The organism is Verrucosispora sioxanthis (assembly GCF_010560025.1).
Taxonomy (GTDB): domain Bacteria; phylum Actinomycetota; class Actinomycetes; order Mycobacteriales; family Micromonosporaceae; genus Micromonospora; species Micromonospora palythoicola.
This window is the reverse complement of sequence record NZ_SAIY01000002.1, coordinates 15,364-37,884: the sequence shown is the minus strand read 5'-3', so window position 1 is coordinate 37,884 and position 22,521 is coordinate 15,364. Positions and strand designations below refer to the sequence as shown.

21 protein-coding genes and 1 pseudogene are annotated in these 22,521 nt (G+C 70.8%); 21 read left to right on the top strand and 1 reads right to left on the bottom strand.

Annotated features, from left to right (window positions below; translation table 11 throughout):
- Window positions 1-66 precede the first annotated feature (66 nt).
- From ENC19_RS05310 to ENC19_RS05285, 6 genes are all read left to right on the top strand, one after another.
- Window positions 67-1,365, top strand: coding sequence for a hypothetical protein (locus ENC19_RS05310; RefSeq protein WP_164446043.1), 1,299 nt, complete (start codon window positions 67-69; stop codon window positions 1,363-1,365).
- Between the two features lie 9 nt (window positions 1,366-1,374).
- Window positions 1,375-3,945: a bifunctional FO biosynthesis protein CofGH gene (locus ENC19_RS05305; protein ID WP_164446042.1), complete on the top strand. Its 2,571-nt coding sequence runs from the start codon at window positions 1,375-1,377 to the stop codon at window positions 3,943-3,945.
- Window positions 3,946-4,102: 157 nt separating this feature from the next.
- Complete coding sequence (locus ENC19_RS05300) at window positions 4,103-4,384, top strand: hypothetical protein (protein ID WP_164446041.1); 282 nt, start codon at window positions 4,103-4,105, stop codon at window positions 4,382-4,384.
- Window positions 4,385-4,388: 4 nt separating this feature from the next.
- Window positions 4,389-5,783, top strand: coding sequence for a DUF4331 domain-containing protein (locus ENC19_RS05295; RefSeq protein ID WP_164446040.1), 1,395 nt, complete (start codon window positions 4,389-4,391; stop codon window positions 5,781-5,783).
- 16 nt (window positions 5,784-5,799) lie between these two features.
- Window positions 5,800-6,150 carry a phospholipase gene (locus ENC19_RS05290; protein WP_164446039.1) on the top strand — a complete coding sequence of 117 codons (351 nt, stop codon included), beginning with the start codon at window positions 5,800-5,802 and terminating at the stop codon, window positions 6,148-6,150.
- 474 nt (window positions 6,151-6,624) lie between these two features.
- Window positions 6,625-6,882: a WhiB family transcriptional regulator gene (locus ENC19_RS05285; RefSeq protein WP_013731688.1), complete on the top strand. Its 258-nt coding sequence runs from the start codon at window positions 6,625-6,627 to the stop codon at window positions 6,880-6,882.
- A gap of 156 nt (window positions 6,883-7,038) precedes the next feature.
- Here ENC19_RS05285 and ENC19_RS05280 read toward each other — a convergent pair whose 3' ends face one another.
- Window positions 7,039-7,488, bottom strand: a complete 450-nt coding sequence (locus ENC19_RS05280; RefSeq protein WP_093406503.1) for a metallopeptidase family protein — start codon at window positions 7,486-7,488, stop codon at window positions 7,039-7,041.
- A gap of 153 nt (window positions 7,489-7,641) precedes the next feature.
- Here ENC19_RS05280 and ENC19_RS05275 point away from each other — a divergent pair, with 153 nt between their 5' ends.
- The 15 genes and pseudogenes from ENC19_RS05275 (at window position 7,642) to ENC19_RS05205 (ending at window position 22,433) form a co-directional block, all read left to right on the top strand.
- A complete protein-coding gene (locus ENC19_RS05275) occupies window positions 7,642-8,019 on the top strand; it encodes a DUF3499 domain-containing protein (protein WP_164446038.1) in 378 nt (125 codons plus the stop codon).
- Between the two features lie 364 nt (window positions 8,020-8,383).
- The gene (locus tag ENC19_RS05270) at window positions 8,384-9,172 is read left to right on the top strand and encodes a helix-turn-helix domain-containing protein (RefSeq protein WP_164446037.1); all 789 of its coding nucleotides are present in this window, start codon (window positions 8,384-8,386) and stop codon (window positions 9,170-9,172) included.
- The gene (locus ENC19_RS05265; RefSeq protein ID WP_164446036.1) at window positions 9,163-9,357 is read left to right on the top strand and encodes a DUF397 domain-containing protein; all 195 of its coding nucleotides are present in this window, start codon (window positions 9,163-9,165) and stop codon (window positions 9,355-9,357) included. The genes ENC19_RS05270 and ENC19_RS05265 overlap by 10 nt, the downstream gene beginning before the upstream one ends.
- A gap of 634 nt (window positions 9,358-9,991) precedes the next feature.
- Window positions 9,992-11,176 (top strand): polyamine ABC transporter substrate-binding protein, encoded by a 1,185-nt coding sequence (locus tag ENC19_RS05260; protein WP_164446035.1) that lies wholly within the window; start codon window positions 9,992-9,994, stop codon window positions 11,174-11,176.
- A 2-nt stretch (window positions 11,177-11,178) separates the two neighbouring features.
- Complete coding sequence (locus tag ENC19_RS05255; protein ID WP_309246197.1) at window positions 11,179-12,330, top strand: ABC transporter ATP-binding protein; 1,152 nt, start codon at window positions 11,179-11,181, stop codon at window positions 12,328-12,330.
- A gap of 22 nt (window positions 12,331-12,352) precedes the next feature.
- Complete coding sequence (locus ENC19_RS05250) at window positions 12,353-13,270, top strand: ABC transporter permease (RefSeq protein WP_164446033.1); 918 nt, start codon at window positions 12,353-12,355, stop codon at window positions 13,268-13,270.
- Window positions 13,267-14,079 (top strand): ABC transporter permease, encoded by an 813-nt coding sequence (locus ENC19_RS05245; RefSeq protein ID WP_164446032.1) that lies wholly within the window; start codon window positions 13,267-13,269, stop codon window positions 14,077-14,079. The genes ENC19_RS05250 and ENC19_RS05245 overlap by 4 nt, the downstream gene beginning before the upstream one ends.
- Before the next feature lie 758 nt (window positions 14,080-14,837).
- Window positions 14,838-15,221: a G5 domain-containing protein gene (locus ENC19_RS31275; RefSeq protein WP_164446031.1), complete on the top strand. Its 384-nt coding sequence runs from the start codon at window positions 14,838-14,840 to the stop codon at window positions 15,219-15,221.
- A gap of 198 nt (window positions 15,222-15,419) precedes the next feature.
- Window positions 15,420-16,274, top strand: coding sequence for a type IV toxin-antitoxin system AbiEi family antitoxin domain-containing protein (locus ENC19_RS05235; RefSeq protein ID WP_164446030.1), 855 nt, complete (start codon window positions 15,420-15,422; stop codon window positions 16,272-16,274).
- A 240-nt stretch (window positions 16,275-16,514) separates the two neighbouring features.
- The gene (locus tag ENC19_RS05230; protein ID WP_164446029.1) at window positions 16,515-17,180 is read left to right on the top strand and encodes a response regulator transcription factor; all 666 of its coding nucleotides are present in this window, start codon (window positions 16,515-16,517) and stop codon (window positions 17,178-17,180) included.
- Entirely contained in the window at window positions 17,177-18,235 is a 1,059-nt protein-coding gene (locus ENC19_RS05225; RefSeq protein ID WP_164446028.1) for a sensor histidine kinase, read from the top strand. Before ENC19_RS05230 ends, ENC19_RS05225 begins: the two co-directional genes overlap by 4 nt.
- A gap of 135 nt (window positions 18,236-18,370) precedes the next feature.
- Window positions 18,371-19,573 (top strand): acyltransferase family protein, encoded by a 1,203-nt coding sequence (locus ENC19_RS05220; protein ID WP_164446027.1) that lies wholly within the window; start codon window positions 18,371-18,373, stop codon window positions 19,571-19,573.
- Window positions 19,570-20,680 (top strand): annotated as a pseudogene (locus ENC19_RS31680) (threonine ammonia-lyase). The gene ENC19_RS05220 and the pseudogene ENC19_RS31680 overlap by 4 nt, the downstream one beginning before the upstream one ends.
- The gene (locus tag ENC19_RS05210) at window positions 20,677-21,801 is read left to right on the top strand and encodes a D-alanine--D-alanine ligase family protein (RefSeq protein ID WP_164446026.1); all 1,125 of its coding nucleotides are present in this window, start codon (window positions 20,677-20,679) and stop codon (window positions 21,799-21,801) included. Before ENC19_RS31680 ends, ENC19_RS05210 begins: the two are co-directional and overlap by 4 nt.
- Entirely contained in the window at window positions 21,798-22,433 is a 636-nt protein-coding gene (locus ENC19_RS05205; RefSeq protein WP_164446025.1) for a M15 family metallopeptidase, read from the top strand. The genes ENC19_RS05210 and ENC19_RS05205 overlap by 4 nt, the downstream gene beginning before the upstream one ends.
- Window positions 22,434-22,521 lie beyond the last annotated feature (88 nt).

Genomic DNA, 22,521 nt, shown 5'->3' with positions numbered 1-22,521 from the left:
AGCCAACTGCCCCGGGAGACTAGGCTCACGTCGGCATCTGTCCGCTTTCGCCCCCAGGGAGAGTTCGTGACCAGCCCCGCCGAGCCCTCGCCCACCGACCCGACCCCGGCCCGCCAGGTGACCGGGCCGCTACGTGAACTCGTCGCTCTCGTGCTCCTGGGCGCGAACGCCGTCTTTCTCTTCGTGGGGCTGATCCGGCTGCTGACCCCGCAGGGCGCCTACAGCACGGTGACCGGGCGCGCCGCCAGCTCCTTCTTCGCCTTCATCGGCATCGAGGCGGTGGTACTGCCGGTGCTGGCGGTGCTGCTGGCCACGCATCTCGCCCCGACCGTCGGACGGGCGAAAATGATCACGCAGGTGGCGCTCGTCGAGTACGCGGTGAGCGCCGTGCTCGGCGGTCTGACCCTGCTGATCTGGGTGGTCGGTCGGCTGGCCGAGGCGCAGCTCTTCGACGCGATGACCGGACTGCTCACCCGGGTCGCCTGGGTGGCGCTGTTCGCGGCGGCGGCGTACGTGGTGTGGAGCGTGTGGCAGCGGCTCTACCACGTACCGCGGCCCAAGCCCGAGCCCGGCCTGTACGGCACGCCGCAGCAGGGCTGGCGCAGCCGGGCGGCCCGGGTCAGTTCGGTGGCCAGCCCGGTCAGCAGGGCGGCGGCTGGACGCCGCCCGGCCAGTCGGGCGGTTGGTCGGGTGCCGAACGGCCCGCCGGCTATCCGGCCGGCTACCCCGGCTCCGGGCACCCGGGCGGGGCAGCCGAATCAGTCCGGGGCCGGACAGTTCGGCGGCTACCCGGCCGGCGGCACGACCCAGGGCCACCCCGGCGGTCAGGGCCACCCCGGCGGCCACAGCCACGCCGGCGGTCAGGGCGGCCAGCCGGGTTGGCCGATGGCTGGCCAGGCACCCCGGCCGGAGGGCCGCCGGAGTCCCCGCACACCTGGCCGCCGCACGGTCAGCCGGCGGTGCCACCGCAGTCGGCGCCGTCCTCGCCGGCCGCGCCCACGTTCGGGCAGCCGTCCCCGTCGGCCGCACCGCCGTTCGGGCAGCCGGCCTCGGCCGACCCGACCCAGAGCATTCCGCGTCAGGGCGACCCGGGCGGGGGCATGCCGCGCCAGGGCGACGCGGCCGGGAGCGCCGAGCGGCAGGACGCCGAACCGACCCAGGCGATCCCGCACCAGAGCACCGAGCCGACCCAGGCCATCGCGCGGCCGGGCGATGGTGACGCCGGCCCGCCGGTTTCCCGGTCGGGCGACGGGGAGGCCGACCGCACCCAGCGGATCGACCCGCGCGACCAGCCGAGCTGACGACGGGCCGTCGAGGCACGTGCGGTTGCCCACGGGCCGGGGCCGGACCGGCCGCAGCGCATAGGCTGAGCGGATGGTTGATCAGAGCGAGCGCGGGCCGGGTGACGGGAGCGTACGGCGGGCACTGCGCCGCGCCGCCACCGGGCGGGCGCTCGACGTCGACGAGGCGTCGACCCTGCTGACCGCCCGGGGCGCGGCGCTGGAGGAACTGCTCGGCATCGCCGGTGCGATCCGTGACGCCGGCCTGCGGGACGCCGGCCGGCCCGGCGTCGTGACGTACTCGAAGAAGGTCTTCATTCCGCTGACCCGGCTCTGCCGGGACCGCTGCCACTACTGCACGTTCGCCACGGTGCCGCACCGGCTGCCGGCGGCCTTCCTCGACCGCGAGGAGGTGCTGGCCATCGCCCGGGCCGGTGCGGCACAGGGTTGCAAGGAGGCCCTGTTCACCCTCGGCGACCGGCCGGAGGAGCGCTGGCCGGCGGCCCGACAGTGGCTGGACGAACGCGGCTACGGGTCCACCCTGGACTACCTGCGGGCCTGTGCCGTGGCGGTGCTGGAGGAGACCGGTCTGCTGCCGCACCTGAACCCGGGCGTGCTCTCCTGGGCGGAGCTGCAACGGCTCAAGCCGGTGGCGCCGAGCATGGGGATGATGCTGGAGACCACCGCCACCCGCCTGTGGTCCGAGCCCGGCGGCCCGCACTACGGCTCACCGGACAAGGAGCCGGCGGTGCGGTTGCGGGTCCTCGACGACGCCGGTCGGGTCGGCGTCCCGTTCACCACCGGCATCCTGATCGGCATCGGCGAGACCCTCGCCGAACGGATCGACGCGATCTTCGCGATCCGGCGTACCCAGCGTGAGTACGGCCACCTCCAGGAGGTGATCGTGCAGAACTTCCGGGCGAAGCCGGACACGGCGATGCGTGGGATGCCCGACGCCGAACTGCACGACCTCGCGGCCTCCGTGGCGGTGGCCCGGGTGCTGCTCGGTCCGAAGGCCCGCATCCAGGCACCACCGAACCTCATCGCCGGTGAGTACGACCTGCTGCTGCGGGCCGGTATCGACGACTGGGGCGGTGTCTCGCCGGTGACCCCGGACCATGTCAACCCGGAGCGCCCCTGGCCGCAGCTCGACGAGCTGGCTGCCCGTACCGCCGCCGCCGGCTTCACTCTCCGCGAGCGGCTGACCGTCTACCCCGAGTACGTCCGAGCCGGCGAGCCGTGGCTGGACGCGCGACTGCTGCCGCACGTGACCGCGCTCGCCGATCCGGCGACCGGGCTTGCGGTCGAGGCGGCCCGTCCGGTGGGCCGGCCGTGGCAGGAGCCCGACGAGACCTTCGGCGGGCGCACCGACCTGCACGCCACCATCGACACCACGGGGCGTACGGACGACCGCCGGGGCGACTTCGACCACGTCTACGGCGACTGGGCCGAGGTGGCGTCGAAGGTGGCTGTGCCACCGGCTCGGGCGGGTGTCGACGGTGGCCCGGTGGGAACCGGTGCCAGGGCCGGCCGGCCGCTCGCCGCCGGCGCTGCCGACGCCGACCTGCGGGCCGGATTGCGGCTGGCCGCCGAGGATCCGGCGGCGCTGCTGGAGCCCCGGCACACCGATGCCGCGCTGGCGTTGTTCGGCGCGGACGGGCCGGCCTTGGACGAGTTGTGCCGCACCGCCGACGAGCTGCGCCGTTCCGCCGTGGGTGACGACGTGACCTACGTGGTCAACCGCAATATCAACTTTTCGAACGTCTGCTACGTGGGCTGCCGGTTCTGCGCCTTCGCACAGCGGGAACGGGACGCCGACGCGTACCGGCTCTCGGTGGAGCAGGTCGCGGACCGGGCGCAGGAGGCGTGGGAGGCCGGTGCCGGCGAGGTCTGCCTCCAGGGCGGCATCGACCCGAAGCTGCCGGTGACGATCTACGCCGACCTGGTCCGGGCGATCAAGGCCCGGGTACCGCAGATGCACGTGCACGCCTTCTCACCGATGGAGATCGTCACCGCCGCCGCCAAGGCCGGCGTGTCGGTGCGGGAGTGGCTGGCCGGGCTGCGTGAGGCGGGACTGGACACCATTCCGGGCACCGCGGCCGAGATCCTCGACGACGAGGTGCGCTGGGTGCTCACCAAGGGCAAGTTGCCGGCCGCCGCCTGGGTGGAGGTGGTCAGCACGGCGCACGAGCTGGGCATCCGGTCCAGCTCGACGATGATGTACGGCCACGTCGACCACCCCGCGCACTGGCTGGCGCACTTCCGGGTGCTGGCCGGGGTGCAGGACCGTACCGGCGGGTTCACCGAGTTCGTGGCGCTGCCGTTCGTGCACACCAACGCCCCGATCTACCTCGCGGGCATCGCCCGGCCCGGCCCGACCTGGCGGGAGAACCGGGTGGTGCACGCGATGGCGCGGGTGCTGTTGCACGGTCGGATCGACAACATCCAGTGTTCCTGGGTGAAGCTGGGCGACGCCGGCACCGCGGAGTTGCTGCGCAGCGGCTGCAACGACCTCGGGGGCACGCTGATGGAGGAGACCATCTCGCGGATGGCCGGCTCCGGCAACGGATCGGCGCGTACCGAGGATCAGTTGCGGGCCATCGCGGCGGCGGCGGGCCGGCCGGCGCGTAGGCGCACGACTGCGTACGGTCACATCGCGGCCTAGGGTCGAACCTTCGCCTTCCGGCGGACGTACCTGTCGATGCCGGCGGCGGCACGGCGAGGACCGTCGCCGGCACCCCTCACCGGGGGCCCGGCGTGGTCTGTCGTGACCCCCGTCCGTCATCGCGGACGCCTGCGCGCCGCAGCCGGAAAGGTTGGTCATGATCACTGCGAAACGTAAGGGGCGTTGGCCGAGGCTGACCCGCCGGCAGACGATCACCGCCGCGGCCAGTGCCACCCTCGGCGCCGCCGCGCTCGCGGTGCCGGGGCTCTCCCTGGCCGGTGACGGCGAGGACAGGGCGGCCGGACCCGACGAGACGATCATCGTGCACCTGCGTGACGCCCGGTCCGGCACCATGGACGTGTTCGTCGGCCAGTCCCGCATCGAGGTGCGCGACCGCGGGCTGACCGACCGGCTGCGCCGCGCCGCGGCCCGGCGCTGAGCTCATGTCCTCACACCGCGAGGCACCGGAGATCGCCAAGGATCCGGTCGCTGACTCATCCGACCTGTACGCCTTCGTCACCCCGGACCGTCCGGACACGGTGACGCTGATCGCCAACTACGTGCCGCTGCAGTTGCCCTCCGGCGGCCCGAACTTCTTCGAGTTCGGCGACGACGTGCGGTACGAGATCCACGTCGACAACGACGGTGACGGACAGCCGGACGTCACCTACCGCTTCGAATTCACCACAGAGATCACCAATCCGAACAGCTTCCTCTACAACACCGGGCCGATCGACGCCCTGGACAGCGAGAACTGGAATCGCCGGCAGTTCTACAGTCTGACCCGGATCGTCGGCGGTCGGGAGCAGCGGCTGGCCCGTAAGCTGCCCTGCCCGCCGTGCAACGTGGGCCCACTGTCCACACCGGACTACAACGACCTGGTTCGGCAGGCGACCTTCTCCCTGTCCACCGGCGAGAAGGTCTTCGCCGGGCAGCGTGCCGACGGCTTCTTCGTGGACCTGGGTGCGATCTTCGACCTCGGCACGCTGCGACCGTTTCAGCAGTTGCACGTCGCCGGGAAGAAGATCTTCAAGGAGGCGGGTGAGCCGGTCAACGCCACCGACCGGTTGAACGTGCACAGCCTGGCGTTGCAGGTGCCGGTGCAGCGGCTGCGCCGCCGTGCCGACCGGTACCACTGGCAGGAACCCGCCTCGGTCATCGGGGTGTGGACCTCGGCGTCGCGTCGGCAGGTGCGGGTGCTCGGCGACCGGGTGGCGGCCGATACCAACGCCGGGCCGTTCACGCAGGTGTCCAGACTGGGCAACCCGTTGTTCAACGAGGTCATTGTGCCGATGGCACAGAAGGACCTGTGGAACACCCTGCCGCCGTCGGAGGACAAGCGCTTCGCCCAGTTCGTCGAGCGGCCGGAACTCGCCGCCCTGCTGCCGGTGCTCTACCCGGACGTCTTCCCCAACCTGGACAAGCTGAACAGGTCGGAGAAGGCTCGCGCGGACCTGGTCGCCATCCTGCTCACCGGCATCCCGGAGGGGCTGATCGACGGCTTCACCAACAGCACCGGGGACGTCCAGGCCGACATGCTCCGGCTGAACACGGCGATCCCGCCGGCCCGCAGGCCGAACCGGTTCGGTGTGCTCGGCGGTGACCTCGCGGGCTTCCCGAACGGCCGGCGGGTGACCGACGACGTGGTGACCATCGCACTACGCGCCGTCGCGGGGCTGACCGTGCCGCTGGTGGACCGGAAGTTCCAGCCGGACCAGGCGGCGGGAGCGGTGACGCCGGGGCTCAGCGCGGCGGATGTGACCGCGCCGTTCCTGCGGAAGTTCCCGTTCCTCGGTACGCCCTACGACGGGTTCAACAACCCGTCGGTGCGGTCCTGAGTCGAAGGTGGGGGAGATGAGCGGACACGAGCACGCACACAACCACGGCCCCTCGGGTACCGGCACGGTCGTCCTCGATCTGGGTGGTGACACCGGAGCGCTGATCATCTACACCGGGCGGCAGCTGCTCGGTCGGGAGATCGAGGTGAGCCGGGCGGACCGGGACGGCGACCCGCGTACGCACTCCGCCGTACGCGAGCGTCGGGTCCGGGACGGCACGTTCCACAGTGCGGTCTATCCGGATCTTCCGGCCGGCGTCTATACCGTTTGGTGGGACGCTGAAACGCCCGTCGGAGCGGTCACCGTGTCCGGTGGCGTGGTCACCGAGTTCGCCTTGCCGACCAGCTTGCACCCGTTGGCCGACTGAACCGTCGGAGTCACCGCCTACCGCGTCCCGTCCACAATGTGGGCGGGACGCGGTCGTCGTTCACCCGCTCGGCGGGCGGGGTTGGCGAAGTCGGGATAACCTTGCGCATCAAGATCAACCGATCCTGGTGAGCGGCTTCCTCGGCACCGCCGCGAAGCCCGACCGCTCCGGTGGCGCCCGGCGCGCCACGGGAGAAAACTCGGGCAACTCGCCGGGGAGGGCGTTACTCGGCCGGGGTCTGAATCGATAGGGCAGGGCGAGACCGGGTGGTGCTGGACGGCCGTCCGGGAGGCGTGTCGGGAGGGCGACTCCATTATCAAGTTTGGCTTGACGGCGCACGCATTACACGCGTGTAATTCGAATGGGGTTGTTCGCACGGGACGCACGATAACGGGACCGGACGGACAAAAGCACGCCTTTCGCGTGGGGGGTTGCAGCGGCGACGACGCCGGTGCGCGACAAGGAGGCAACTGAATGGACGGCCAGCTCGAGGCGGCCGACCTGCTCGGAAACGCGCCGGAGTGGCAGGAGCGAGCCCTGTGCTCGCAGACCGATCCGGAGGCGTTCTTCCCCGAGAAGGGCGGCTCGACCCGCGAGGCGAAGCGCATCTGCTCGCGGTGCGAGGTCAAGACGGAATGCCTCGAATACGCTCTCGGCCACGACGAGCGGTTCGGGATCTGGGGAGGACTCTCCGAACGGGAGCGGCGCAAGCTCAAGCGCCGGGCGGCCTGATCCGACGTGGGGCGGGGCGGTTGGGGGACCGTCCCACCCGCTGCGGCGGTCCGGCCCGGCGCGTGGCTTCCAGCGGAAGCGCCGGGGTTGGTCGTCGGCGGACGTGTCGGCTGGTCGGCGCAGGCGCCCGGCTGGTCGGTGGCGGTGCGGGGGCGATCAGGCCAGTTCGTCCGGGTCGACGCCGAGCAGGTTCGCCACCTGCTCGATGATGACGTCGTGGACCAGGTCGGCGAGATCCTCCCGGTCCATCGCCCGGAATTCCAGCGGGCGCCGGTACAGCACGATCCGAGGCGGGACCTCCTGGCGGCCGGGTCGGCCGGGCAGCAGCCGGGCCAGCGGCACCTCGCCGTCCTCCAGCACGTCGGAGTCGTAGACGTTCAGGTCGGGCGGGACGTCCTCGACGGCGAACTCCACCCCGGCCAGTTCCTTGGCGAACCGACGCTCCAGCGTCTCGACGGTGTCCAGCACCAGATCGTCGAAGATCTCCGCCTTGGTCCGCGCCAGGGGCACCGTGGCCGGCACCAGCCGCCCACGCAGACCGCGTCCGTGCCGGTCGCGGTGCGCCCGCCGGCCGGTGCCGGGGCGGCGGTTCTCCGGGCTCGTCATGTGCCACAGAGTAGCTTCCGGTCCGCGCCGAGCCGCGTCAGCGCCGGCCACCTGGCGCGTTGCGGCGAACGGACGAGAAATGTGATCACCAAGACGGGCGTGTCGTAACGCGAAGCGGTGCGCCGGAGCCGGTAATGGAGATACCCTGCGCCGGTGAGGTCACCACGGCGCTGCTCCCGCAACGGCTGCCCCCGGCAAGCGGTCGCCACGCTGACCTATGTCTACAACGAGTCGACAGCCGTGGTGGGCCCGCTGGCCGCCTTCGCCGAGCCACACACGTACGACCTCTGTGAGCCGCACGCCCGCAGCCTGACCGCCCCGCGCGGTTGGGAGGTCGTCCGCCACGAGGGCGAGTTCGAGCCCCCGCCGCCCACCACCGACGACCTGGTCGCACTCGCCGAAGCGGTCCGCGAGGCCGCCCGCCCCGCCCCCCGTCCTCCCCAGGACGACCAGAATCACGCCACCGCACCCCCCGCCCCCTCCGCCACCTCCCGCCGCGGCCACCTCCGCGTAATCCCCCCCACCCACTGACCCACCCCACCGGCCGGCCGGCCGGTCGGCGTTGATCAAGAAGTTTTGGTCGCGTTCCGAGCCCTCAGGCGACCAGAACTTCTTGATCGCGGGGACGGTCGCGGTGGGTTGGCGTGGGTGGACGTGGGTGGATGTCGTCGGGGCGGAACCCGCCCGGTGGGCTGGGTGTGGGTTCGCTTCAGGGCCCCAGGGCGTCGGAGCTGGGGCGACCGCGACTGGGGCGTCGCCAGGGCATCTCGGGGGCGTCTGGAGCGCACCTCGGATGCGCGAAACAGTCCTGGCCGCAACACGCCGGCAGCCAGCGGACACGGCCACTTGCGGTGACTAGCGTGCGCCGGAGGGTGACGCGAGTCGGGAGGCTGCGATGGGCAACGGGGCAGTGGGCAACGAGGCGCTGCGGGTGGCGATGGCGGACAAGGGCGAAACGGCCGAGTCCCTGGCCGGGAAGGTGGGCGTCGACCCGAAGACGGCGGCTCGCTGGCTGGCGGACGGGCGGATCCCGCATCCACGGACCCGGATCGCCGTCGCCAACCTTCTCGGGCGCAAGGCCGCCGAGCTCTGGCCGGAGCCGTTCCGCCGCCGGGACCTGCCCTGGTTCCGGGCGTGGGCGGAACTGGAGCAGGACGCCCGGTCCATCCGGTCGTACGAGCCACTGCTCGTGCCGGGGCTGCTCCAGACCGAGGCGTACGCCCGGTCGGTGCTGGCCACCGGCGGCCTGCTAGCGCCGACGGAGGTCGACGAGATGGTGGTGGCGCGGCTGGCGCGGCAGCGGGTGCTGGAGCGGGAGACCCCGCTTCAGTTGGTCGCGGTGATCGACGAGGTGGTGCTGCGGCGGCCGGTCAGCCGCGATCCGCGTGTGATGGCGGAGCAGTTGGCCCAGCTGGCCGCGCTGGGCGAGCGGGAGCACGTGCAGGTGCGGGTGATTCCAGCGGAGAACCCGTGGCACACCGGCCTGGCCGGGCCGTTCGTGCTGGCCCGGATGCCGGACGGCGCGGAGGCGGCCTATCTGGACAATCAACTGCGCGGTCAGGTGGTGACCGACAGTGCCGACCTTGCTAGCCTGGGCGCGAGGTGGGAGAGCGTCACCGGTGAGGCGCTGCCTCGCCGACGGTCCATCGACCTGATCAGGGAAGTGGCGACGACATGGAGCTGACCGGCGCCCGCTGGCGCACCGCCACCCGCAGCAGCAACAACGGCGGCAATTGTGTCGAGGTGGCCGACAACCTGCCCGGCCGGGTCCTGGTGCGTGACAGCAAGGACCGGACCGGCGGCATCCTGGCCTTCACCCCGGCGGCCTGGCGCGCCTTTGTCATCAGCACCGTCCGAAGTACGGTCTGAGCCGCCACTCTCCTTCGCCTACCCGGCCCGGTCGCCGCATCCGGTGCCCCCGCTCGCCACGTCGCCCGGCTGGTCGCCCCGCTCAGTCGCCCGGCCCCGTCACCCGGCCCCCTTCAGCCGGCCCCCTTCACCCGGCCCCCTCCAGCCGTGCTCTCGCCCGGCTCGGTCGTCGAGATGCGGCATCTTGCGGTCTTAGGCGACCTGGATGGCGCGGGATGCGGCATGTCGAGTGGATCAAGCGGCCTAGGTGGGCCAGGCGGCCTGCCTGGGTCCGGCCCGCGTGGGTTCGGCCCGCGTGGGTTCGGCGTGCGTGGGTTCGGCCCGCGTGGGTTCGGCGTGCGTGGGTCCGGCGTGCGTGGGTTCGGCCCGCGTGGGTCCGGCGTCCGTGGGTTCGGCCCGCGTGGGTCCGGCGTTCGTGGGTTCGGTCTGGGTGGGCGAGGGGTCTGGGTGGGTCAAGCGGTGTGGTTTGGGTCGAGCGGCCGGTGGCGGGGCAGGGTGAGTCAGGGGATGTGCCCAGGGCGTGGCTGGCATCCTCGCCTCATGTCAGGATCATTCGTCTGTCGCCGCCGGCTCCAACCCCAGCCGGCAGGCCCACCCCGTCCCGTCGCCGACGATCATTGATAGGAACCGTCTCATGCGTGGTGCCCACCGGTCCTTCACCCGGCGTGGCCTGCTCACCGGCACCCTCGGCTCGGCCGCCCTCCTCGCCGGCGGCGGCACCCTGACCGGCTGCGGCACCCCCGCCGCGCAGCAGACCGAGGAGGGATGCGTCAGCGAGGATCTGTCCGGCGCGGAGAGGACGTTGGCGTTCTCCAACTGGCCGCAGTACATGGACGTCGACGAAGACGACGAGTCGAGGCGCCCCAGCCTGGACGGATTCGTCAGCAGGACCGGCATCCAGGTGACCTACACCGAGGACATCAACGACAACAACGAGTTCTTCGGCAAGGTGCAGAACCAGCTCGCCGCCTGCCAGAGCACCGGGCGGGACATCATGGTGCTCACCGACTGGATGACCGCTCGGATGATCCGGCTCGGCTGGATCCAGAAGCTCGACCGGTCGAAGCTGCCGAACGTCGAGGCCAACCTCCTGCCGTCACTGCGGAACCGGCCCTTCGACACCGAGGACCAGTACGCGATCCCGTGGCAGTCCGGCCTCGCCGGACTGGCCTACAACGGCCGGGTCACCGGGGAGATCCGTACCGTCGATGAACTGCTCACCCGCCCCGACCTCAAGGGCAGGGTGACCGCGCTCAGCGAGATGCGCGACACCATGGGACTGCTGCTGATGTCCAACGGCCACGACCCGACCGACTTCACCGCCGCCCAGTTCGACGACGCGCTCACCAAGCTCAGGCGGGCCGTCGACTCCGGGCAGATCCGCCGGTTCACCGGCAACGACTACGCCCCGGACCTGGCCAAGGGCGACATCGCGGCGTGCGTCGGCTGGTCCGGTGACATCATCCAACTCGGCTTCGAGGACGAACGGATCAAGTTCGTGGTGCCCGAGTCGGGCGTACTGCTCTGGTCGGACAACCTGCTGGTGCCGAACCGGGCCGGTCACAAGGCCAACGCCGAAGAGTTGATCAACTACTACTACGATCCGACCGTCGCCGCCCAGCTCGCCGCGTACGTCAACTACATCTGCCCGGTGCAGGGGGCGCAGGCGGAGCTGGAGAAGATCGATCCGGAACTGGCCGCGAACCCGCTGATCTTCCCCGACGAGGCCATGCTCGCCAAGGCCAAGGTCTTCATGGCGCTCGACGAGCAGCAGGAACGGGAGTACGAAACGAAGTTCCAGCAGGTCATCGGAGCGTGACGGTGGATCCGCAGACCTCGGCCGGCGATTTGAGGCTGGCCCACCTCACCAAGACGTTCGGCGCCCTCACCGCGGTCGAGGAGCTGGACCTGACGGTCCCGCAGGGCTCGTTCTTCGCCCTGCTCGGCGCCTCTGGCTGCGGCAAGACCACCACCCTGCGGATGGTCGCCGGCCTGGAGGAACCGACCCGCGGGCGGGTGCTGCTCGGTGACCGGGACATCACCCGGCTGCGGCCGTACAAACGACCGGTCAACACGGTGTTCCAGAGCTACGCGCTCTTCCCGCACCTGGACGTCTTCGAGAACGTCGCCTTCGGGCTGCGGCGGCGCGGCATCCGCTCGGTCGACGGTCAGGTCCGACGGATGCTGTCCCTGGTGCAGCTTGACGGGTACGAGCGGCACCACCCCGCCCAGCTCTCCGGCGGCCAGCAGCAGCGCGTCGCGTTGGCCCGGGCGCTGGTCAACCACCCGCAGGTGCTGCTGCTCGACGAGCCGCTCGGTGCCCTCGACGTCAAGCTGCGTCGCCGGATGCAGCTCGAACTCAAGCGCATTCAGACCGAGGTGGGCATCACGTTCGTGCACGTCACCCACGACCAGGAGGAAGCCATGACCATGGCGGACACGGTCGCGGTGATGAACGCCGGCCGGATCGAGCAACTCGGCGCGCCGGCCGAGATCTACGAGTTCCCGGCGACCGCCTTCGTGGCCACCTTCCTCGGGCAGTCCAACCTGATCGCCGGGGACGTCTCCGGCGGCAACGGGGGCGACCTGCTGGTCACCGCGTACGGCACGCGGTTCTCGGTGCCGTCGGCGCGGTCCCGCGCCGACCAGGGTCCGGTTCTTCTGGGCGTACGCCCGGAGAAGCTGCGCCTGGCCGCGGCGGCCGGGCAGGTGCCCGCCGGCCACCAGCATGTCGAAGGCAGCATCACCGACGCCTTCTACGTCGGGGTGAGCACGCAGTACCTGCTGCGTACCGGCTGGGGCACCGAGCTGAGCGTCTTCGTCGCCAACAGCGGTGCCCAGGAGCGGTTCGCCGTCGGGGAGCGGGTCGTGGCGCACTGGGATCCGCGGCACGCCTTCCTGCTCGGTCGGCAGGTCGACGAGGACGACCGGACCGCCCCGATGCGCCACGAGCCGGTCGGTGCGTCCTGGTGAGCCGGCGAAGCGAGGCTGGGGCGTGAGCGCACCGGCTCACGTACCCACCGCTTCCGGGGAGCAGCCGGCGTCGCCGGCACCTGCTGCCCGACCGGGGCGTCACCGGTTCCTGCCGTACCTGCTGTTGCTGCCGGGCGCGGCATGGCTGTTTCTGTTCTTCGTCGTGCCGTTGGTGCAGCTCGCCGCGGCCAGCCTCTACGACCCCGCCGGCTCGCTCTCCACCGGGTACGCGCTGACCTGGTCGTTCGACAACTATCCGGCGGCGTTGCAGGCGTACTGGCCGCAGTTCGGCCGATCCTTCTGGTACGCCGGCATCGCGCTGGTGCTGGCGCTGCTGATGGGCTACCCCCTGGCGTACGCGATCGCGCAGAAGGCCGGCCGGTGGAAGCACCTGCTGCTGGTCTGCGTGATCGCGCCGATGTTCACCAGCTTCCTGCTGCGTACCCTGGCCTGGAAGACGATCCTGTCGGACAACGGCTGGCTGGTCGGGCTGCTGCGCGACGTGCACCTGCTCGGACCGGACGGCCGGCTGCTGGCCACTCCGGTCGCGGTGGTGCTCGGCCTGACGTACAACTTCCTGCCGTTCCTGGTGCTCCCGCTGTACGCGAGCCTGGAACGGCTGGACCGCCGGCTGCTGGAGGCGTCCAGCGACCTGTACGCCAGCCCGCTGAAGACGTTCCGGCGGGTTACCCTGCCGCTGTCGATGCCCGGTCTGACCGCCGGCACCCTGCTCTTCTTCATCCCGGCGACCGGCGACTACCTGAACGCCGAACTGCTCGGCACCCCGAACGAGTACATGATCGGCAACGTCATCGACTCGGCGTTCCTGGTCCGGCTCGACTACCCACAGGGCGCGGCGCTGTCGTTCCTGCTCATGTCGGCGATCCTCGCGGTGGTCTTCGGCTACCTTCGCAACGCCGGGACGAGGGACGTCCTGTGAGGATCTCCCGTTGGCTCGCCGAGCACTGGGTGCTGGGCGTGGCGCTGCTGGTGCTCGGCTACCTGTTCCTGCCGATCGCCGTGGTCGCCGCGCTGTCGTTCAACCGCCCGTCCAGCCGGCTGTCGTACGACTTCAACGAGTTCACCCTCGACAACTGGCGCAACCCGTGTGCCACCTCCGAGATGTGCGAGGCGGTGCTGCGCAGCGTCCAGATCGGGTTCCTCGCCACCGTGGTGGCCACCGTGCTCGGCACGGTCATGGCGTTCGCCCTGGCCCGGCACCGGTTCCGGGGTCGGTCCGGGCTCAACGTGCTGATCTTCCTGCCGATGGCGACGCCGGAACTGGTGATGGGCACGTCGCTGCTTGCCCTCTTCGTCTCCGGCGGGGTGCCGCTCGGCTTCTGGACCATCGTCATCGCCCACGTCATGTTCTGTGTGTCGTTCGTGGTGGTGACCGTCAAGGCCCGGCTGACCGGGATGGACGGGCGGCTGGAGGAAGCCGCGATGGACCTGTACGCCGGCGAGTGGCAGACGTTCCGGCGGATCACCCTGCCGCTGGTGCTGCCCGGCATCGTGGCCGCCGCCCTGCTGGCGTTCTCGCTCAGCTTCGACGACTTCATCGTCACGAACTTCAACTCGGGCACCACCGTCACGTTCCCGATGTACGTCTGGGGTGCCGCCCAGCGGGGCATCCCACCGCAGGTGAACGTCATCGGCACGGCCATGTTCGGAGTAGCGCTGCTACTGGTGCTGGCCACCTCGCTGGCGCACCGGGCTAGGGCCGGCGGACAGCGGCGACCAGCCCCGTGACACCCGGACCGCCGGCGACAGGCGGATCCTGTTCGGCGGCTACGACGCCCACGACAAACCGGGATTACCAGGGTCGATGCAATGGTTTGGCAGGCACCCTGCGGTGGTCTGGCGGACCGATCGTGAACCTGTGCAACCACTGGCCGGCAGCACGGTGGTCCGGTCCGGCTCATACCTTTGCACGAGCAGCGCTACCTTGCCGATAGCGGTCAGGAGCCAGTTTGTGTCATCAGGGTGACGATTGGAACCTAACCATGACCCTCATAGCGAGCTGACAAACACATATCGGCGCGGGCGACTAACGGAGCAGGGGATAGCGCCGCGAGTACCGCCGACGAGACTCATTGAATGTGACTACTCCGATGACCTCTCCTGGTCCGCCTCAGCCCGTGCCCTCGTCGAGCCGGTTCAATCGTCTCAGCCCCGCCCATCGAGCCACGATGATCCTGGGTGGAGTGTTCATGTCGTTCGTCCTGCTCTGCTGCGCGGGCAGCACCGTCGTGGGCACCTTGATAGGTGAGCCGGAACCCGTCCGCACAGGTGCCGCCGCCAACGAAGAGCCCGCCCCGGCCATCGTCGTACCCGAGCCGGACCCACCCACTACGGGTGGCGTGGAGCCGGTGCCCGCCATCTCCGGTGACGCGGCACCAGTGCCCGCCACCAGTGGTGACTCGACCGTGACCGGACCCGCCGGGGCAAACAGCAACCCTTCGAGCCCGGCTTCCGCCCCTACCTCCGTGGTCCAGACGCGCCGCCTCGTGGAGAAGAAGACCATCCGGCACGGCACCCGCACGGTGCAGGATTCTTCACTGGCCGAAGGAAAGCGGGTGGTCCGCACCCGGGGCGTGGACGGCGTACGCACCTTGACCTATCGGGTGACCGTGGTGGATGGGGTGCAGACCAGCAAGGAGCTGGTCAGCTCCGTCGTGACGAGGAAGCCAGTCACCGAGGTTGTCGCCAAGGGCACCAAACCGGCTTCCCGATGCGATCCGAACTACACGCCATGCGTGCCAATCGCCAGCGATGTCGACTGTGCCGGCGGCAGCGGAAACGGGCCCGCGTACGTAACCGGCCCGGTGGAGGTCGTCGGCACGGACATCTACGACCTCGACCGTGACAACGACGGATGGGGCTGCGACTGACCCTTAGCGTCGATCATGCAGTTGTGGTAGTCGATATGTTTCGTATGCGCTTTTTGTGACCTGCCACAACTGCATGATCGACGGGTGTGGGCCGTTGGGCATAGCAGAAACTGGGCGGCGGGGCGGGGTTGTCCACAGAGGCTCTGGCTGTCCACAGGGGGCGGAAATCGGTTCGCCGTCGGAGGACAGTGCGGCGGTGTGGCAGATGTATTGAGATACTCCGAGTTGTTGGCGTCTGGCTGGAGTCGCGGGCAGGTCAGGTATCGGGTCGAGGCAGGGGCGCTCGCTCGGTTAAGCCGAGGGGTCTATGGGGCGATGACCGACCCTGGCCTGGACGACCAGCTCATTGCGGTGTTCGACCGGCTGCCGGATGGGTGCGTCCTCGGTTACCACACCGGTGCCTCCTTGTACGGCTTCGGGGACGCTCGTTCCGAGGATCTTCATGTGATCGTGCCCGCCGGTCTGGTGGTGCCCCGGCTCAGGGGAGTTGTGACTCACGAATCCGTCGTGCCGGTACAGGATCCGATCTGGACTCGCGGCGTACCGTGCGCGCCTGCCGCCCGGTGCGCGATTGACCTTGCGAGGACGTTGAGGCGGATGGACGCCTTGCCAGTTCTGGATCTGTGCCTACGGGTCGGTGCCTGCGACCTCGATGGGCTGCGTAATGAACTGGTGGTCCATCGCGCGTTGCGGGGCATTCGCCAAGCGCGGCGCCTGGTCGATCTTGCCGACCCTCGGGCCGAGTGCCGTCAGGAGAGCCAGATGAGATTACTTCTCGCGGATGCCGGACTACCGGTGCCAGAGCCTCAGTGCTGGGTCCACGACCGGGATGGCCGGCGGATCTATCGACTCGACCTGGCCTACCGCGAGCGCCGGGTCGGTATCGAGTACGACGGGCTCTCTCATCTCGACCCTGACCGTCTCCGGCAGGATCGAGCGCGGATGAACTGGCTGGCCGCCGAGGGCTGGCGCATGCGCCACTTCACAGCCCACGACCTCTACCGCCGCCCCACCCACATCACTGCCACCATTCGCGCCCTGCTAACCCCGTAACCCTCGCCACCACCGTCCCGTACCCCTTGCCAACCTTGCCGATCATGCAGTTGTGGTAGGTGGCATGAGAGCCTTTGTCGCATCTTGTCTGGTGCCACAACTGCATGATCGACGCGTTCTTGGCTGTGGGCGCGGGGGTGGTGCGGTTACGTGGAGTATTGGTTTGGCGGGCACTTACAGAACCCTTAACTCCTGCCTGAGAACGTATGCCCGACAGCGAGGACTACGGGGAGCGGAAGCGTGCGGGTGCTGGTGGCGGACGACGAGCGGTTGTTGGCGGACACCGTCGCGGAGGGGCTGCGTCGCCTCTCGATGGCGGTGGACGTCTGCTACGACGGTGACGGAGCGTTGGAACGGGTCGGGGTGAACCGGTACGACGTCGCGGTGCTGGATCGGGACATGCCGGGGCATACCGGTGACGAGGTGTGCCGCAGCCTGGCGGCCTCCGGCTCCGGTACCCGGGTGCTGCTGCTCACCGCCGCCGCCGGCATCCGCGACCGGGTGGAGGGCCTGGGGCTGGGCGCCGACGACTACCTGACCAAGCCGTTCGCCTTCGCCGAGTTGGTTGCCCGGGTACAGGCACTGGGGCGGCGCTCCGCCCCGGCCGTACCGCCGGTGCTGCGGGCGCACGACGTCGTCCTGGACGTGGCCCGGCACACGGTCACCCGAGCCGGCCGCCCGGTCGGCCTGAGCCCGAAGGAGTTCGCGGTGCTGCACGTGCTGCTCCGCGCCGAAGGTCGGGTGGTCAGCGCCGAGGAACTGCTGGAACAGGCGTGGGACGAGTTCGCCGATCCGTTCACGAACGTCGTCCGGGTCACCGTGATGACGCTGCGCCGGAAGCTCGGCGAGCCCCAGGTCATCCACACGGTGCCCCGGGCCGGGTACCGCATCGGCGGTGCCGGGTGACCCCGCGCTGGCGCATTGTGCTGGTCGGCGTGCTCGCGCTGTTCGTCGGATACGCCGCTTCCGGGCTGGCGACGTGGGCACTGAGTCAGGTGTGGCTCTGGGGCAAGCGGTTCTGCGGCACCGGGTTGCCCGGGTCGGGTGTGCTCTGCGGTCAGGTGTACGACCTCGTCGGTCTGGTCCTGGCTCTCGCTCCGCTTGCCGTACTCCTGGTCGCGGTGATCGGGATCTGGGCCGGCGCGCTGTGGTGCCTGCGTCCGGTGCGGGATCTGGCCGGGCCGGTCGCGCAGGTCGGGCCGCAGAATCTCGGTCACCGGCTCCGCCCGCGCGGCAACGACGAACTGGCCCGTCTGGCCCGGTCCATCGACGAGATGATGGAGCGCATCGCCGCCGGTTACGAGGGACAGCGACGGTTCGCCGCGAACGCCTCCCACGAACTGCGTACGCCGTTGGCGGTGCAGCGGACCCTCATCGAGGTCGGGATGGCCCGCTCGCTCACCGGTGAACAACTGGAGCTGCTGACCGGGCAGTTGCTGGAGACCAACGAACGCAACGAGCGGCTGATCGAAGGGCTGCTCGCGCTCAGTGAGAGCGACCAGGGGTTGCGTTCCCGTACCCCGCAGCGACTCGACGACATCGTGACCGGGGTACTGGCCACGTACCAGGACCGGATCACCGAGGCCGGGTTGACGGTGCAGAGTCACCTGGAGCCCCGGCTAGTGATGGGCGAGCGGGTGCTGCTGGAACGCCTGGTGACCAACCTGGTGGAGAACGCGATCAAGTACAACCGACCGGGCGGCACGCTCACCGTCACCGTCGGTCGCAGCCCGGCCCTGACCGTGGTCAACACGGGCCAGGTGGTGCCGGCCGAGGCGGTCGCCGGGCTCTTCGAGCCGTTCCGCCGCCTGGCCCGGGACCGGACGAACCACAGCGGTGGCGCCGGCCTCGGCCTCGCCATCGCCCGCTCGATCACCCAGGCCCACGACGGCCTGATCGCCGCTCGCCCAGCCGAGTACGGCGGACTGCGGGTGGACGTCCAACTACCCACCGCACCCTGACCCGGCCGCCAGGCCGGCAGACGAACCAGCGCCCACGGTACGGGGCCGCACACCGCGGCAGCCCGACCTTCAGCGTGCCCGCGAAACGGCCGATCCGGCACCGACTCGCCGCCGTGCCCGCATGGAGAGGAGACCATGACCACCCGGGAACGCACCGTGGTCGAGACGGCCCTCGACCGGCCCGCCCCCGGCGGCACCATGCCGACCTCGGCCGGGACCAGGTTGGCCTGGGCTGACGTCGCCAAGGGCGGCTGCATCCTGCTGGTCCTGCTCTGGCACGTGATCGTCAAGGACTATCTCCAGATCGACTGGCGGCTCGACGTGCCGGTGCCGGGGGCCTGGGGAACCCTGGGCGAACTGCTGCTGCCGATGCGGATGCCGCTGTTCTTCACCATCTCCGGCCTGTTCGCGGCGAGCGCCGTGCAGCGCCCCTGGCGGTCGGTCGCCCGGCCCCGGGTCGCCCGCTTCCTCTACCTGTACGGCGCCTGGCTGATGATCCACACTGCCGTACTGGCCCTCGCCCCGGACTTCCCCACCGACCGGGCGAACGACCTCGGCGCTCTGGTGGCCCAGCTGACGGTCACCCCGTCCAACCTCTGGTACCTGTACGCGCTGGCGCTGTACTTCGTCCTGGCGAAGGCGCTGCGACGGGTCCGTCCGGCGGTGTTGCTGGCCGCCGCCGGCACGTTGAGCGCCGTCGCCTCGGCGGGGCTTGTCGACACGCCGGGTAACCGGGCCGGTCTCTACCAGAACCTGGTGTTCTTCCTGGCCGGCCTGCACTTGCGCGGGTACGTCCTGCGGTGGGCCGACGCCGTCACCGGCCGACGGGCGCTGCTGGCCGCAGGGGCGTACGCCGTCGGGCTGGCTGCCGTGGCGGCGACCGGCACCGCTCGGCTGCCCGGTGTGGCGCCGCTGGTCTCCGTCCTCGCGGTGCTGCTCGGCATCGCCGTGGCGGTCCGGCTGGCCCGGAAGCCGGCGGTCGGCGAGCCGCTCGCCGCCCTCGGCCGCCAGACCTTACCGATCTACGTACTCCACATGCCGGTGCTGGCGCTGCTGCATCGACTGATCGCCGAGCCGATCGCCGCCCTGGACGAGCCCGCTCGATTCGCGTTGGCCCTCGGCTTCCCACTGTCGGTCACCGTCGCCGTGCTGGCGCTCAGCCTCGGACTGCACCGGCTGCTGCTGGCGATCCGGGCGACGTGGCTGTTCGACCTGCCCGCCCGACGACCGACGCGGCGACCACCCGTGCCGCCGGCGACGGAACCACCTGGGCCGAGCGCGTCGGGACCGTCCGCGTCCGGGCCGGTGGCACCGCTCGTGCCGACGGCGTCTCAATGATCGACTTCGAAGGAGAGGACATGTCCCACACCGATCCCCCCAGAGCCGTCCCGGCCCCGATCGACGTGCCGCAGGCAGCTCGATGGCTGGCCGGCCGGGTGGTGCGTACCCCGGTGCTGAGCGCACCGGCGATCGACCGGCTGGCTGGTGCCCGGGTGCTGCTGAAGGCGGAGAACCTCCAGGTCGGCGGCTCGTACAAGATGCGCGGCGGGCTGTTCGCGGTGGGCCGGCTGGCAGCGGCCGGACACAAGGGGGTGGTCGCGCAGAGCACCGGCAACCACGCGGTGGCGGTGGCGCTCGCGGCGCGCACGTTCGCACTGGCCGCCACGGTGGTGCTTCCGGTCGACGCGGCGGCGACGAAGGTGGCCCGGGCCCGGGCGGCGGGCGCGGGTGGTGCTCGCCGGTACGACGGTCGAGGAGCGTCTGGCCGTGGCCCGTCGGGTGAGCGACGAGACCGGCCACCCGATCGTCGACGCGTACGACCATCCGGACGTCGTCGCCGGGCAGGGCAGTGCCAGCCTCGAACTGATCGAGGAGGCCGAGCGGGCCGGCACCCCGCTGGACGCCCTCGTGCTGCCGGTCGGCGGCGGTGGCGGCGCGGCCGGTGCCTGTCTGGCCGCGACCGGCCGACCGATCGAGGTGTACGGGGTCGAGCCCCGTGGCTGCGACTCACTCGCCCGTAGTTTGGCGGCCGGTCGACCCGTCGCGGTCACGCCGGCACCGACGATCGCTGACGGACTTCGGCCGTCCTGTGTGGGTGAACTGCCCTTCGCCGTCCTGCGCGACCGGCTGCGTGCCGTGGTGCGGGTCGACGACGACGAGATCGCGGCGGCCTTCCGACTGCTGCTGCTGGAACTGAAGGTGCTGGCCGAACCGTCGGGAGCAGCGGGCCTGGCCGGCGCGCTACGGCTCGCCACCGACGCAACGCTGCGCTCGCTCGGGTCCGGCGGGACGCGGCGGTTGACTGCCGCCGAGCGGTTGCCGGCGGCGGCCGGTGCCCGGCCGCCAACGATCGGCGTGGTGCTGACCGGCGGAAACGTGGAACCGGAACTGGTCGCCCGACTGACGGCGACCGCCCGAATCGAGGAAGAGGTGGCAGTGGCGTGAGTGCGCCCGTACGCGTTGGAATTCTGTTCGGCGGCCCGTCGGCGGAGCACGACGTCTCCTGCGCCTCCGCGCTCGGCGTGGCTCGGGCGCTGGCCGGCGGTGGGTACCGCGTCGTCGCCATCGGCGTCACCCGTGCCGGCGGGCTGCGGCTCGTGCCGGACGCGGCGCTGTCCGGGTTTCTCGCCGGCACGACGTCCGAGCGGGCGATCGACGACCGGCTGACGGTGATCGGTCCGGCGGTGGAGTTACGGGCCGGGCCGCGTTCCGGCACGGCGGTGGTGACCGCGATGGACGCGCCCGGCGCGGTGCACGCCGAGCTGGACGTGGTCTTCCCGGTGCTGCACGGTCCGTTCGGTGAGGACGGGGTGGTGCAGGGGGTGCTCGAATCCCTGGGCGTGCCGTACGTCGGGTGCGGCATCCTGGCCTCGGCCGTCGGCATGGACAAGGTGGCGATGAAGCGGGCGTTGCGGGCCGAGGGAGTGCCGATCACCCCGCACGTCTCCTTCGACGCGACCACCTACCGGACCACGGAGGATCCGGAGAAGCTGGTGCTGGGCCTGCGTCGCCCGGTGTTCGTCAAGCCGGCCCGGATGGGCTCCTCGATCGGCATCTCCCGGGTGGCCGAGGGCGACGATCTGGCGGCGGCGATCGAGGAGGCACTGCGACACGACACGGTGGTCGTGGTGGAACAGGGGGTCAGCGGCCGGGAGTTGGAGTGCGGTGTGCTCGGCGGCACCCGTCCGGACGCGTCAGCGGTCGGCGAGGTACGGGTCAGTGGCGGCTGGTTCGACTACCGCCAGAAGTACTTCGGCGACACCGATCCGATGATCGTCCCGGCACTGCTGTCCCCGGAGGTGACCGAGCGGATCCGGGAGCTGTCCGTGCGGGCGTTCGCCGCGATCGGTGGCTGGGGCCTGGCCCGGGTCGACTTCCTGTTCGACGAGGTCGCCGGCGAGTTGTACGTCAACGAGTTGAACACGATGCCGGGGTTCACCGCTCACTCGATGTACCCGAAGGTGTGGGCGGCGGCCGGTGTCGGCTACCGGGAGATCCTGGACCGGCTTGTCGCGCTGGCCTTCGCCCGGCACGCGCAGCGGCCCGGCGGGGGAGCCGGACGATGATCCTGCTCTGCGATCCGCGGGTCGCGGCGGTCCACGGCGCCGACGACGGTGCGCCGTTGGTCGACCTGCGTGAGGTCCCCGAACTGCGGTTGGACGCGCGGGCGGCCGATCCGGCCGGTGCGTACGCGCGACTGCGCCGGCCGGTGGTGGACCGTCTGCTGGCGGCGCAGCGCGCGCTGCCCGACGGGTTGCGCCTGCTGATCGTCGAAGGCTACCGGCCCCACCAGGCGCAACTGGACATCTTCACCGGCTACCGGGAGGAGTTGCGCCGCAGCCACCCGGACTGGTCGCCGGAGCGGCTGTACCGGGAGACCACCGAGTTCGTCTCACCGGTGGAGGTGGCACCGCACAGCACCGGCGGCGCGGTGGATCTCACGTTGTGCACCGTGGACGGCGTCGAGCTGGACATGGGCACGGCGGTGGACGCCACTCCGGAGGCGAGCGACAACGCCTGCTTCACCGCCGCGTCGTCGATCGGCGCCGACGCCCGCCGGCACCGGCAGATCATGGCTGCCGCTCTGCGCGGGGCCGGCCTGGTGAACTACCCGACCGAGTGGTGGCACTGGTTGTACGGGGATCGCTACTGGGCGTTGCTGACCGGTGCGCCGTGTACCCGTTACGGCCCGGTATGACGGTGTTGGCGCCGGCTCACTCGAAGCTTTGTTTCGGCAGGTGTCCCGGTGATGAACTGGAAAGCGCTCCCGGGCCGTACCAGCCCTC

Bases quoted from the DNA above. Each gene is read 5' to 3' on its own strand.
- ENC19_RS05265 (WP_164446036.1), top strand. From the start codon at position 9,163: ATGGAGCTGACCGGCGCCCGCTGGCGCACCGCCACCCGCAGCAGCAAC.
- ENC19_RS05300 (WP_164446041.1), top strand. From the start codon at position 4,103: ATGATCACTGCGAAACGTAAGGGGCGTTGGCCGAGGCTGACCCGCCGG.
- ENC19_RS05295 (WP_164446040.1), top strand. From the start codon at position 4,389: ATGTCCTCACACCGCGAGGCACCGGAGATCGCCAAGGATCCGGTCGCT.
- ENC19_RS05280 (WP_093406503.1), bottom strand. From the start codon at position 7,488: ATGACGAGCCCGGAGAACCGCCGCCCCGGCACCGGCCGGCGGGCGCAC.
- ENC19_RS05290 (WP_164446039.1), top strand. From the start codon at position 5,800: ATGAGCGGACACGAGCACGCACACAACCACGGCCCCTCGGGTACCGGC.
- ENC19_RS05220 (WP_164446027.1), top strand. From the start codon at position 18,371: ATGACCACCCGGGAACGCACCGTGGTCGAGACGGCCCTCGACCGGCCC.
- ENC19_RS05205 (WP_164446025.1), top strand. From the start codon at position 21,798: ATGATCCTGCTCTGCGATCCGCGGGTCGCGGCGGTCCACGGCGCCGAC.
- ENC19_RS05285 (WP_013731688.1), top strand. From the start codon at position 6,625: ATGGACGGCCAGCTCGAGGCGGCCGACCTGCTCGGAAACGCGCCGGAG.
- ENC19_RS05305 (WP_164446042.1), top strand. From the start codon at position 1,375: ATGGTTGATCAGAGCGAGCGCGGGCCGGGTGACGGGAGCGTACGGCGG.
- ENC19_RS05270 (WP_164446037.1), top strand. From the start codon at position 8,384: ATGGGCAACGGGGCAGTGGGCAACGAGGCGCTGCGGGTGGCGATGGCG.
- ENC19_RS05260 (WP_164446035.1), top strand. From the start codon at position 9,992: ATGCGTGGTGCCCACCGGTCCTTCACCCGGCGTGGCCTGCTCACCGGC.